The 12513-nt window shown below is 64.4% G+C and carries 8 protein-coding genes; 4 read left to right on the top strand and 4 right to left on the bottom strand.

Annotation, left to right across the window (positions count from 1 at the left end):
- Window positions 1-2: 2 nt before the first annotated feature.
- On the bottom strand, window positions 3-629 hold the full coding sequence (locus M1B34_RS11400; RefSeq protein ID WP_268265212.1) for a LysE family translocator: 627 nt from the start codon (window positions 627-629) through the stop codon (window positions 3-5).
- Between the two features lie 158 nt (window positions 630-787).
- Between M1B34_RS11400 and M1B34_RS11395 the strand changes: the two genes are divergently transcribed.
- Entirely contained in the window at window positions 788-1717 is a 930-nt protein-coding gene (locus M1B34_RS11395; protein WP_268265190.1) for a LysR substrate-binding domain-containing protein, read from the top strand.
- A gap of 41 nt (window positions 1718-1758) precedes the next feature.
- Here M1B34_RS11395 and M1B34_RS11390 read toward each other — a convergent pair whose 3' ends face one another.
- The 3 genes from M1B34_RS11390 to M1B34_RS11380 all read right to left on the bottom strand — a co-directional run bounded on the left by M1B34_RS11390 (window position 1759) and on the right by M1B34_RS11380 (window position 8302).
- A complete protein-coding gene (locus M1B34_RS11390; RefSeq protein WP_268265189.1) occupies window positions 1759-2250 on the bottom strand; it encodes a DUF1543 domain-containing protein in 492 nt (163 codons plus the stop codon).
- Window positions 2251-2363: 113 nt separating this feature from the next.
- Window positions 2364-4526: a TonB-dependent receptor gene (locus tag M1B34_RS11385; protein WP_268265188.1), complete on the bottom strand. Its 2163-nt coding sequence runs from the start codon at window positions 4524-4526 to the stop codon at window positions 2364-2366.
- A 149-nt stretch (window positions 4527-4675) separates the two neighbouring features.
- Window positions 4676-8302, bottom strand: a complete 3627-nt coding sequence (locus M1B34_RS11380; RefSeq protein ID WP_268265187.1) for a transporter substrate-binding domain-containing protein — start codon at window positions 8300-8302, stop codon at window positions 4676-4678.
- Window positions 8303-8600: 298 nt separating this feature from the next.
- Here M1B34_RS11380 and M1B34_RS11375 point away from each other — a divergent pair, with 298 nt between their 5' ends.
- The 3 genes from M1B34_RS11375 to M1B34_RS11365 all read left to right on the top strand — a co-directional run bounded on the left by M1B34_RS11375 (window position 8601) and on the right by M1B34_RS11365 (window position 12511).
- A complete protein-coding gene (locus tag M1B34_RS11375) occupies window positions 8601-9827 on the top strand; it encodes an EAL domain-containing response regulator (protein WP_268265186.1) in 1227 nt (408 codons plus the stop codon).
- 57 nt (window positions 9828-9884) lie between these two features.
- Complete coding sequence (locus tag M1B34_RS11370; protein ID WP_123331927.1) at window positions 9885-10376, top strand: P-loop nucleotide/nucleoside kinase family protein; 492 nt, start codon at window positions 9885-9887, stop codon at window positions 10374-10376.
- 725 nt (window positions 10377-11101) lie between these two features.
- On the top strand, window positions 11102-12511 hold the full coding sequence (locus M1B34_RS11365; RefSeq protein WP_123331929.1) for a circularly permuted type 2 ATP-grasp protein: 1410 nt from the start codon (window positions 11102-11104) through the stop codon (window positions 12509-12511).
- The last annotated feature ends 2 nt before the right edge of the window (window positions 12512-12513 follow it).

Below are 12513 nucleotides of genomic sequence, written 5' to 3'. Positions count from 1 at the left end.
CTTTACGCCGCGCCCGACAACGCCAGCCCGGAATACACCGCGCCCATCAGCGCCACCGCTAGCAGCACCAGGCTCGACAGACCGCTGAGCAGGCGTTGGTACTGGAGGGCAAAGCCCTGGCGCGCCAGGGCGATGTAGGCCGCCAGCACCGCGCAGTCGATCAGCACCCAGAATCCCACCAGGCAGGCCACGCTGCTGCCGAAGTGCGGGCTGATGCCGATGAACTGGGGGAAGAAGGCGACAAAAAACAGAATGTCCTTGGGGTTGGCGATGCCCACGGCAAAGCCCTTGCCCAGCCCGCCGCCGAGCCCCCGAGTGGCAACCGTCGCCAGTTCCCCGGGCTGCCTGGCGGCCGCCAGCCCCTGCAGCCCCAGATAGCCGATAAACCCACAACCCAACAGGCTGATGCCGTGCAGCAGGCGCGGGTCCAGGGCCAGGCCACCGCGCAGGATCAGCACCGCCAGCAGGGCCAGGATCAGGGAAGCGGCATTGCTGCCCAAGGCCGTCAGGGCAGCGCGCCGGGCACCGTGGCGCAGGCTGGTGTTAAGGATCAGCGCCACCACCGGGCCCGGGGTGGCCACCAGGGTGAAGACGCTGAAGACGTAGAGCAGCAGTAATGAAAAATCCAGATTCATGCGGGGTTTGCCTTGCCGGGTTGAAGCCTGTCTACACCGAGTAAGGGCTCTGGTACAGGGTTGATCGGGCAAGCTTGAGGGGCGGGGACAGCGTTGAAAAACGCTTTATGCTGTGAGCTACTGTGAGTATTAATCATCATGAGTCACTGCCCATGACCGAACCCCTGCCGCCGCTGTACGCCTTGCGCGCCTTTGAGGTCGCTGCCCGCAGTGGTTCTTTCACCCGCGCCGCCGAGGCGCTGTCCCTGACCCCGAGTGCGATCAGTCGCCATGTTCGGACCCTGGAGGGCCTGTTCGGCTGTCGCCTGTTCGAGCGCAATGGTCCGCACCTGGCCCTGACCGACGCCGGGCAGCGCCTGGCCCGCGAGCTCAAGGTGGGCTTCCGGATCATCGAAGACGCCTGCCTGCCCCTGCGCAGCCAGGACGGCCAATTGCGCTTGAAGGCGCCGTCGACCCTGACCATGCGCTGGCTGCTGAGGGCCCTGGACAGCCTCAAATCCCGCAGCCCGGAGCTGGCGGTGCAACTGGTCAGCGTGTGGATGGACGTGGACAGCGTGGACTTCTACGCCGAGCCCTACGACTGCGCGATCCTTCTGGGCAATGGCCATTTCGGCCCCGGGGTGGAGGCCTGCAAGTTGTTCGATGAATGGTTGGTGCCGATCTGCGCCCCAGAGCCCGAAGGCTCGCCGGCCTGGGACCTGCAACGGCTCAAGGATGCGGAGCTGATCCACCCTTCGGCGGATCGCCGTGATTGGCGTCGCTGGCTGCGACCCCAGGGGCTGGCGGACGAGGTACGGCTGGATCGGGGCAAGGTCTTCGACACCCTGGACCAGGCGATTTCCGCCGCGATGGGCGGTCATGGCCTGTCCATCGGTGACCTGCACCTGGTGGCCCAGGCCGTGCGTGATGGGCAGATCAGCCTGCCGTTCGACAGCGCCGTGGCCACCGGTGACAGCTATTACCTGGTGTGGCTGCGGGAGCACCCGCGCCCGCAGCGCATCCACCAGTTGCGGGAGTTCCTGCTGGGGGATGTGCCGACGGTGGACGGGCTGACTGTGCGTTTACTCAACCCTGGGCCCTAGCCCGACGAGGGCTGTTCAAGGGTCGGATGCGCTTCGCCCACTCAGAGCAGGATGTAATCGTTCTGTTGGCGGATACCGTCGTGGGGCGCTTGCACCAGGTGCACGTAACGCCCTTGCACCAGGTCGATGGGCAGGCAGTCATCCACATCCAGCAGGGCGTCGGTGTGGCCTTTTTGCCAGCGCGGGAGCATCTGGCGCTTGCCCTGGGCCTTGGCTTCGGTCTTGTTGCGGGCGACCACCAGCCCGTAATGATGGGCCTCGCCAAAGGTCGCGGCTTCGTAGCCGCCCAGGTTGATAAAGAACAGGCGCGGGGCGTCGGGCGCCGGTGCCAGGGGGCTCAGTTCGACCTTCCATTGATCGACCCCGTCGACCTGCATCCAGGCATCAATGTGCAGCCCCTTGGCGCTGCCGAACCAGCTTTCGCGCAGTTGCGGGTAGGTGGCTTGCAGGTTGTCCGCCACGGCAAAGGCCACATCGTGGACCTCGATTCGCGCGCGCGGGTGTTTACCGCCGAGCAGCACCACAAACAGCATGGGTGTTCCTTTTTCTGGGGGGCAGGGCCGTGGCTTTTACTCCAGATGCACGGCCCACCACAAGTGCCCGGGGCCCGCAGGGTGGCTGCGGGCCCTGGATCGGGGCGGGGGTTCTAGAACTTGAAGTGGGCGCTCAGCTCGGCGGAGCGGCCGGGCGCCACGGTGGCGAACATCCCGACGTGGGAGGCGTCGTAGATAGTCTCGTCGGTCAGGTTCATGACGTTGAGCTGCAGGTCGAGGTTCTTGTTGACCTTGTAGCCGAGCATCGCGTCGTAGCGCCAGTAGTCCGGCACGCTGATGGTGTTGGCGTCGTTCATGTAGCGCGCATCCATGTAGGTGGCGCCGCCGCCGATGCTCCAGCGTGGGTCGAGGTCGTAGCGGGTCCACAAGCTGAAGCTGTTGGGGGCGATGAACTTGGCCTGGTTGCCGTCGTTGCGGGCGTCGCCACCGGACTTCACCACCTCGGCGTCGAGGTAGGTGTAGCCGGCCCAGACCGCCCATTTGTCCGTCAGGCGCCCGGTGGCGCCCAGTTCGATACCCGTCACCCGCTGGTTGCCATCCAGGGCCACCAGCCCGGTGCTGGGGTCGGTGACCCGGGCGTTGGTTTTTTCCGTGCGGAACAGCGCTGCCGTGAGGGACAGCTGTTCATTGAACACATCCCACTTGGTGCCCAGTTCCAGGCTGCGGGTTTTCTCCGGATCGAGGTGGGCCTTGTTGTTGCCCAGGTTGCCGGCCCCGGCGCCATCGGCTCCGCCGGATTGGGTGTTTTCCCCCGACGGGTTGGACGAGGTGCCGTAGGACAGGTAGACCGAACCGTTGGGCCGGGGCTTGTAGACGATGCCGGCCTGGTAGTTCCACAGCTCGCTGGAGGAGCCGACCCCTTGCTGCAGGCGGTCCTTGACCTGGTAGTCGTCGTAGCGCAGGCCCAGGTTCAGGTCCCACTGCTCATGCAGTTTCAGGGTATCGAAGGCATACAGCGACGCCACGTCGGTGCGGTATTGGCTGGTCACTGCACCGCTGCCCCGCCTCAGTGTCCAGCCGCTGTCGTGGGCATCGGGGTTGTGCAAGTCGCCCAGCGGGCCGTTGCTGCCCGCGTGCTTGTCCCGTGTGGTGATGGTTTCACGGCTCAGTTCCAGGCCCAGCGAGTAGCGGTGTTCGAGCCCGCCGGTGTGCAGCGTGCCGAACAGGTCGGTCTGGTTGATCAGGGAGTCGTTGACCACGTTGCGCGCGCGGAAGCCGCGCTGGACCTGACCGGCCTGTTCCTGGGCGGCGGTCATGATCGGCCGGCTCATCACGTAGTCCTGCATCGAGCGTCCGCCGCGCAGGGTGTTGCGCAAGGTCAGGTCGGCGCTGAAATCATGCTCCAGCCGCAAGGTGGCGATGTCGGCCGAGGTCTTGCGGAAATCCCGTTCCAGCAGGCCGTAGAAATTGTCGCGATCGACCTTGGCCGGTCGCTGGGTGACGTTGGAAATGGGGTGGCCCTGGTCCGGAATGTCATCACTTTGCAGGTGGTAGTAGCTGGCGCTGATCCGGGTCGGGCCCGACAGGCCCCAGGTCATTGTCGGGGCAATGCCCCAGCGGCTGACGTCCACCCCGTCGCGGCCCGGCGTGTCGGCTTCATGCTTCATCGCGTTGAGGCGCAAGGCCAGGTCCTGCTCGGGAAAGTACTGGTTCACGTCCAGGGTGTGGCGCCACAGGCTGTCGGAACCCAGGGTCATGCTGCCGGCGACAAAGTCTTCGGTGCCTGCCGACTTGCTCACCAGGTTCAGGCTGCCGCCGGTGGAGCCTCGGCCGGAATAGGCGGAGCCGGGGCCTTTGAGGATTTCGATGGACTCCAGGTTGAAGGCCTCGTGGGACGCCCGGCCCAGGTCGCGAACGCCGTCGATCTGGATGTCGGTGCTGGCTTCGAAGCCGCGAATGAAGGGCCGGTCCCCCAGGGGCGTCCCCCCTTCACCGGCGCCCAGGGTAATGCCCGGGGTGGTGCGCAACACGTCGGTCAGTGAAGTGGCGCCGCGTTCCTTGATCAATTGCTCATTGATGATGGTGATGGAGCGGGGCGTCTCCAGCAGCGGTTCGCCGAGTTTCGGCGAGGAGGCGTGATCGACCTTGTAGGGGGCGTGCTGTTTGCCGCTGACCTGGATCGGGTCCAGTTGCAGCGCGTTGGGGATGTGGGGCTCGGCGTCCTCGGCGGCCTGGCTGAGGGAGCTGCAGGCGGCGAGGCCGAGGGCGCTGTACAACGGCGATCTGGCGAACGCGCTACGGTATTTTTCGGTCATGAGGGCAGTGCTCGCAAAGAAGATTGAATGCGAAGCGATGCTATTTGTAAGGGTTTGGATACCGAAGGATCTTTACGAAATTTACAACAATTTCTTGAGGTTATTCTGAAATTAGTAACATTTTGTTGTTTTTAGAGGATGTTTGAAACTTATTGTTGCGTATTTGGCGAAGGTTGGCGCGTGCTCAGGGCCAACAAGTCTTGATCCAGTTCGACCATGGCCTGCTCCAGTCGGGCCAGAGCCGCTTGGACCTGAGCGATGGCGCTGCCCTGGCTGCAGGCCAGTTCCAGGGACTCACAGTGCTCGATCAGGGCCTGGGCCTTGATGATGCGTGCCGCGCCGCGGACCCGGTGGGCCAGTTCGGCGATACCTTTGGGGTTATTCCCCGACTGCAACTGGCGGACCTGCGCCAGGTCCAGGCGGTTGCTGTGCAAGAGCCCTTGCAACATGCGCTGGATGGCGGCGGGGTCGCCGCCCGTCAGGTGGTCCAGTTGCTGTATGTCGTAGCGGATCGTCGTCGGCGGTGCCTGGGCCGGTCTTGGGGGCAGGGGCGCTAGCTGGCGCAGGCAACGGTCCAGGTCGGGCAAGGCGATGGGCTTGAAGATGCAGCCGTTCATACCGGCGTCGAGGCAGCGCTGCTCCTCATCGGGGTGGACGTTGGCGGTGAAGCCGAAAATCGTCGTCGCCGGGCGTCCCTGATCGCGCTCCGCCTGGCGGATCTTGCGGGTCAGGTCGTAACCACTCATCAGCGGCATGTTGCAGTCGCTGATGACCACGTCGAATGCCTGCTGCTGCCAGCGTTCAAAGCCCTCGACGCCGTTCTGCGCCTGGTCCAGGGAGTAGTCGAGAAAGCGCAGTTGTTCACACAGCAACTGACGGTTGGCCTGGCTGTCGTCCACCACCAGGATGTGCAGTGCCTGCTTGGCGGGAGGTTCGCTGGGCGCCTGGGCTGGCCGGGGCACCAGGGGCAGCGGGTCCAGGCGGCTCAACGGCAGTTGCACCCGCAGGGTGGTGCCGTGGCCGGGCTGGCTGTGCAGCTCCAGTTGGCCCCCCATCATTTCGCACAGGGTGCGGCAGATGGCCAGGCCCAGGCCGGTGCCGGAGCGGGCGTGTTGGTGCTGGCCGGGCACCTGGCTGAAGGGCTGGAACAACCGTTGCTGGTCTTCGGCGTTGATGCCGATGCCGCTGTCCTTGATCGACAGTTGCACCAGCAGCCGCTGCGGCCCCTCGGCCTGGGCCTCCAGGCGCACCTGAATGCCGCCCTGTTCGGTGAACTTGATGGCGTTGCTGATCAGGTTGGACAGCACCTGCTTGAAGCGCAGCGGGTCCACCAGCACATCGCTGTGGGTATCACCGGCCAGTTCCAGCTCCAGGCGCAAGCCTTTTTGCCGGGCCAGGCCGTCGAACATCCGGATCACCGACCCCACCAGCTCCTGCAGGTTGGCTCGTTCCGGGCTCAGGCTCAGACGCCCGCTTTCAATGCGCGCGATGTCGAGGATGTCGCCGATCAGGTCCAGCAGGCCCAGGGCCGATCCGTAGGCCACCTCGATCGAAGGGCGGTCGAACTGGCCCTGGTCGGCGCGCTTGAGGGCCAGTTCGAGCATGCCGATCACCGCGCTCATGGGGGTGCGGATTTCGTGGCTCATGGTCGCCAGGAAGGTGGTCTTGGCCCGATTGGCCTTGTCGGCGTCGTTTTTGGCCTGGGTCAGTTCCTCCAGCAGTTGCTGGCGCTCGCTGATGTCCAGCCAGCCCCCGATGATGCCCTGGATGTCACCCTGGGCATTTCGGTACGGCAGCATCCAGTGGTAGATGTTCAGGCGCTGGCCGCGGATGTGCACTTCGCGGTCGATCAGCAGCGGTTGGCCGCCAGCGAGGATGGTCTTGAAGTCTTCGGCGAACAGCGGGGCCTCGGGCACCGCCAGTTGGTCGAGGCTGGTGCCCAGCACGCTGTGGCGATCGGCGCCCATGGCCTTGAGGTAGCTGTCGTTGCAGATCACCAGGCGGCGGTTGAGGTCGCGCACGTAGATCGGGTTCGGCGTGCCGTTGATCAATGCGTCCATAAAACGCAGTTGGTCGTTGAGGGCCTGTTCGGCCCGTTCGCGCTGGCTGACTTGGCGGCGCATGGCGTAGCCCCAGGCCAGGGCGATCAACAGCAACAGCGCCGAGCCGACGCCGGCCAGGTAGAGGGTGGTGCGGTAGTCGCGCCAGGATGGTGGGGCGACCGCCGCCTTCGAGCGCCAGCGGTTGTTGAGTTCAGTGAGGGCGTCGGGGGATATGCTGCGCAGGGATTTGTCGATGATGCTGAACAGTTCCACCTGGTCGCGGCGGATGCCAAAGGTTTCGTTGAGCAGCGGCAGGTTGAGGGCCGACCTGACCTTGAGCCGGTCCTCCCTGATGCGTGGCAAGTTGAAACTGACGGCGATTTCCGCTTGCACGGCAGCGTCGGCCTGACGCTCGCGCAGCAGGGTCAGGGCTTCGAAGTTGGTCTGCGCTTCCTTGATCCGGATCTGCGGATAGCGTTGGCGCAGCAGCGGCACCAAGGCATGGCCGCTGCCAATCAGTAGGGTCTTGCCGGCCATGTCTTCCAGGCTTTTCGGCGCATCGGGTCCGTCGCGGGTAATCAGCATGTAAGGGCCCACGAGGTAGGGCCGGGTGAATTGCAGATAGGCCTCGCGTTCAGGGTTGCGCGCCCGATCGGCCACCATCTGCACCAGGCCTTCGCGCACAGCCTCGTTGAGCTCCGTGAAGCTGGGCCGAGTGTGGATTTCAAAGGTCAGCCCGGTCTTGGCCTCCAGCATGGCCAGCAGGTCGGCGGTGATCCCCAGGTAATTGCCATCGGCGTCGAAGTAGGACATCGGCGGCAGGTAACGGTGAATGCCGATGTGCACCACCGGGTTCTTTTCGATCCAGCGTTGTTCATCGGCCGTGAGGTTGGTTTTCTCCATGCTCAGCAGCAGGCGATCGCCCCAGCGATTGCGGATGCTGACGTCCTGCTCTTTGTTGATCGATTGCAGCGCCGTGTCGATCAGGCGCTGCAACCGTGGGTTGCCCGGGTTGATGGCGAAGGCAAAGCCCGAGACGCTGGCCGGGCCGCTGTAGATGATGCGCAGGTAGTCGCTGTAGTTGCGCGAGATCAGGAACTGCGCCGTGACCGCATCGCTCAGCAACACATCGGCATCACCGAAGGCCACGGCCGCCATGGCGGCATCCGCGGTGCTGTAGCTGTCGATCCGGGCCTTGGGGTACATGGCCTGGGCGACGGGCAGGGTGATGGTGTCCAGGGAAATGGCCAGCCGGCGGTCCTGCAGGCCATTTTTCAGCGACGGCGCATCCCCCAGGCGGGCCACCAGGGTCGGGCGATTGACCAGGTAGCTTTGGCTCTGCAACAGGTGGTGCTGCTGGGCGGCGCTGGCGGTGACGCGGCCCATGAAATCGATCTCGCCGTTGGCCAGGGCGTGGAAGACCTGCTCACGGGTTTCATAGGCACGGAGGCTGACCTTCACCCCCAAGGCGTCCGCCAGCAGGCCAAGGTAGTCGGCGGTGATGCCTTCGTACTCGTTGGACTCGTTGAGCATTTCCAGGGGCGCCAGTTGCTCGCGTGAGGTGCCCAGGACCAGTTCGCGCTTGTCCCGCAGCCATTGCCGGTCGTCGGCGTTCAGGCGCAGGTCGGGGTGGTGGGGCGATTCGTAGTCGAGCAGTTGCAAGGGAGTGGTGGCGTCGCCCAGGGCCGGGAGGCAGGCCAGCCACATCAGCGCCAGCAGAAGAAAACGAGGCATTGGGGCTCCTGGGCGGATCACGGCACAAGGATCGGTCGAAGGGGGGAGGACGCAGGCTGCACAAGGTCTGGCGGCCCATGCTGAGTCTCAATATAGATCAAGGGTTGGTGCCAAATCGGCTTATTTTCCTGGAGGGTCGCGCCTCGGACAAGCCCGTTGTTGTGGGCAGACCGAAGGTGTTGCCGGCGCCTTGACCGGCTTGCGGTTAGCGATACGCTTGGGTTATCCGCACAGCGTCAGCGGGGGGTGTCGGACGGTCGCCGCCAAGCCGATTCAGTGGCCGTCCAGGCGTTCAATATTGACAGTACCGGTTACCCAGGGTGCGCGCTTGAATACCTTGAAGATACTTGTTCTGGAAGACCATCCCGTGCAGCAGATGCTGGCCGTCGAACAGTTGCTGCGCCTGGGTGCGGTCGAGCCCCTGGCAGCGTCCGATGGGGTCAGCGCCTTGAGCCTGCTGCAGGAGCACGGCGCAGTCGATATCGTGCTGTGCGACTTGCAGATGCCCGGCATGGACGGCCTGGAATTCCTGCGTCGGGCCAGTGACGCCCGCCTGCTGCGAGCGGTGATCCTGTTCAGCCTGATCGAGTCCGACCTGCGGCGCGCGGTGTTGCAGATGATCAGCCTGCTGGGCCTGGTGGTGCTGGGGGATGTGAGCAAGCCGGCGCCGTTATCGGCCATGCGCGGCATGCTCGAACTCTATCTGCAGCGGCATTGGCAGCAACCCGAGTCGGCGCCGCGCCCCTTGATCGGGGTCAGTCGCGAGGACTTGCACCGTGGTGTCGAGCGAGGTGAATTCATCGCCTACTACCAACCCAAGTTCGAGATGAGCAGCCGCCGTTGTTGCGGCGCCGAAGTGCTGATGCGCTGGCAGCACCCGCAGCACGGGGTGTTGGCCCCGGCGGTGTTTCTCGACGCATTGGAAGCCGAAGGCCTGTTGGATCGGGTGTTCCTGCAGCAACTGGAGCAGGGCATGGCGCTGCAACAGCGCCTGTTGCAAGCGGGCGAACCCCTGGAACTGGCCTTCAACCTGCAGCCACGGCAACTGGCCTCCAGCGATGTGGTGAACTGGATTCGCGCGGCCATCGAGCGGCACCGCATCCCGCCGCGCCTGCTGACCTTTGAAATCACCGAGGTCGGCCTGGTGCAGGCCCCGGCCATCAGCCTGGAGAACCTGGTGCGCCTGCGCATGATGGAGTGCAACCTGGCCATCGACGATTTTGGCGCCGGTTATTCCTCCCTGCAGCGCCTGTGCGAGTTGCCCTTCAACCAGATCAAACTCGATGCCCACTTCGTTCGCGAGCTGGTGAGCCAGCCCCGTTGCCGGGCGGTGGTCGGCGCGGCCCTGGCCCTGGCCCGCAACCTGGACATGAGCCTGGTGGTGGAGGGCGTGGAGACGGCCCTGGAGTGCCGCCTCTTGCTGGAAATGGGCTGCACCCTGGGCCAGGGGTATGAATACGCCCGGCCGATGCCCGAGGCCGACCTGCTGGCCTGGCCCCGTGGCGGCATGCTCACCGGGCAGTAGACGTGCGCCTCCGCGGCTGCCAGGCTCGGCATCTTTTTAGCCAATGTGGAGCACGTCATGCTGATTGTTTTCAGCGGCTTGCCGGGCACCGGCAAGAGCACGCTGGCCCGCGCCCTGGCCGAACAGTTGCAAGCCACCTGGCTGCGCATCGACAGCATCGAGCAGGCCCTGCGCGACGAGGGCCTGGCGGCCGTGGGTACGGCCGGTTACCGGGTGGCCAATGCCTTGGCCGAGGCCAACCTGGGGTTGGGCCTGAGGGTGATTGCCGATGGCGTCAACCCGGTGGCCGAGAGTCGCCAGAACTGGCAGGCGATTGCCCAGCGCCAGGGCGTACCGTTGCTGAATATTGAAGTCATCTGTTCGGATCGCGACGAGCATCGGCGCCGGGTCGAGGGCCGCGAATCGCAGGTGCCGGGGCTGGTCTTGCCGACCTGGCAGTCGGTGCTCGAGCACGACTACCAGGCTTGGGATACGCCGCCCCTGCGCCTGGACAGTGCAGTGTTGTTACCGCACGAGGCGGTCCAGGTGATTGTGCGGCACCTTGGGTAAATCCGCGGAGATAGCGAAAAAATCTGCGATCAGGCTGGATTTCAGGGCATTACGCCCCTGGCTGGTGCGTAATGCCGAACATAAACAGTGCGCGGAGGGGGCGGTAGACGGGCTGCGTGGTGCTTGGGTTACGCCGGTGCACGCTGCCGGTTGGGTAAAAAAGTCCCGTTAACAGGGCAAAAAAAACCGTTCCCGGACTTTCTGCACTTTTTTTGTTCGCGCCAGGGTTGTGCAGGGCCCTGGCGCGGGCCCCTGGACTTAAACGGTTCAGTGCTTCACCCCTGGCGTGTCGCCTAATCGAAATAAAATGTCGCCTTATCAATGACTTTGAGCGCTGGGCGACTTTCTTCACGGCGATCCGGGTTTTGGGCATAGTGATTGCTAACCCTCTATCAGGGCTTGGGAAATTTCTTGCCAGCCCTCCCTGGCATTCAGGCCCCAGGCGGGCCCGCCGCGATCTTTCAAATCGACGTTCCCATTCAATCCCAAGGCTGACCCCTGCCATGCACCCATGGCGGTCAGGGCGCCCAGGGCTTGCCGGAAAAAAGGCGCACACCCTGCACCTTGTCCAGGGCGCCGATTCGCGGGGATTTTTCAGGCTGGATATCGACTACGCACAGTGAGGTGCTTCATTACCGGGTAGCAGACAAGCACGTAAGGCCGAACCTATTGGAATAGAAAAGTGTGCATAAAAAGCCGTTTAAACCACGGCGAGGAGTTGGGGTATGTCCCGTGCTTTTTTTAATGAAATGTATGACGCCAGCGGGGGCTGCCGCCCGCATTATCGAGAGTTCGCCCGCTGGTTGGCGGACACCCCTCTGGAGCTGCTGGAGCAGCGTCGCCGCGAAGCCGACCTGTTGTTCCATCGCGCTGGCATCACCTTCACCCTGTACGGCGACGAGCAGGGCACCGAACGCCTGATCCCCTTCGACATCATCCCCCGCAGCATCAAGGCCAGCGAATGGCAGAGCGTGGAACGCGGCTGTATCCAGCGAGTCCAGGCCCTCAACATGTTCCTCGCGGACATCTACCACGGCCAGCGCATCCTCAAGGAAGGCATCATTCCCGCCGAACAGGTGCTGGCCAACGAGGGCTATCAGATGGCCATGCGTGGCCTGGACCTGCACCGCGGCATCTACGCACACATTGCCGGGGTCGACCTGGTGCGTGATGGCGACGGCAGTTACTACGTGCTCGAAGACAACCTGCGAACGCCCAGCGGCGTGAGCTACATGCTCGAAGACCGCAAGATGATGATGCGTCTGTTCCCCGAGCTGTTTGCCGCCCAGCGCGTGGCGCCCATCGACCACTACCCGAACCTGTTGCTGGACACCCTCAAGAGCTCCAGCCCCCTGGACAATCCCACGGTGGTGGTGCTGACCCCGGGCCGCTTCAACAGCGCCTATTTCGAACATGCGTTCCTGGCCCGGGAGATGGGCGTGGAGCTGGTGGAAGGCGCCGACCTGTTTGTGCGTGATGACCGGGTGTTCATGCGCACCACCTCCGGCGCGCAAGCGGTGGACGTGATCTATCGCCGCCTCGACGATGCCTACCTCGACCCGCTGTCGTTCAATCCCGACTCCATGCTCGGGGTGCCGGGGCTGATTGCCGCCTACCGCTCGGGCAACGTGGTGCTGGCCAACGCTGTGGGCACCGGGGTCGCCGACGACAAGTCGATTTACCCCTATGTGGACGAGATGATCCGCTTCTACCTCAGCGAAGAGCCGATCCTCAAGAACGTGCCCACCTGGCAGTGCCGCAAGCCTGCCGAACTGTCCCATGTGCTGGCCAACCTGCCAGACCTGGTGGTCAAGGAAACCCAGGGTTCCGGCGGCTACGGCATGCTCGTGGGCCCAGCGGCCACGGCGGCGGAGATCGAGGATTTCCGCGCCCGGCTCAAGGCCCGCCCCGAGGCCTACATCGCCCAACCGACCCTGTCGCTGTCCACGTGCCCGACCTTTGTCGAAAGCGGCATTGCCCCGCGGCACATCGACCTGCGCCCATTCGTACTTTCAGGCAGCGAAACCCGCCTGGTGCCCGGCGGCCTGACCCGCGTGGCCCTGCGCGAAGGCTCGCTGGTGGTGAACTCGTCCCAGGGCGGCGGCACCAAAGACACCTGGGTAGTGGAGGACTGACA

Source organism: Pseudomonas morbosilactucae, from assembly GCF_023241715.1.
GTDB classification, from domain to species: Bacteria; Pseudomonadota; Gammaproteobacteria; order Pseudomonadales; family Pseudomonadaceae; genus Aquipseudomonas; species Aquipseudomonas morbosilactucae.
Note: the sequence above shows the minus strand (reverse complement) of the source record. Positions and strands in the feature narration are given on the sequence as shown.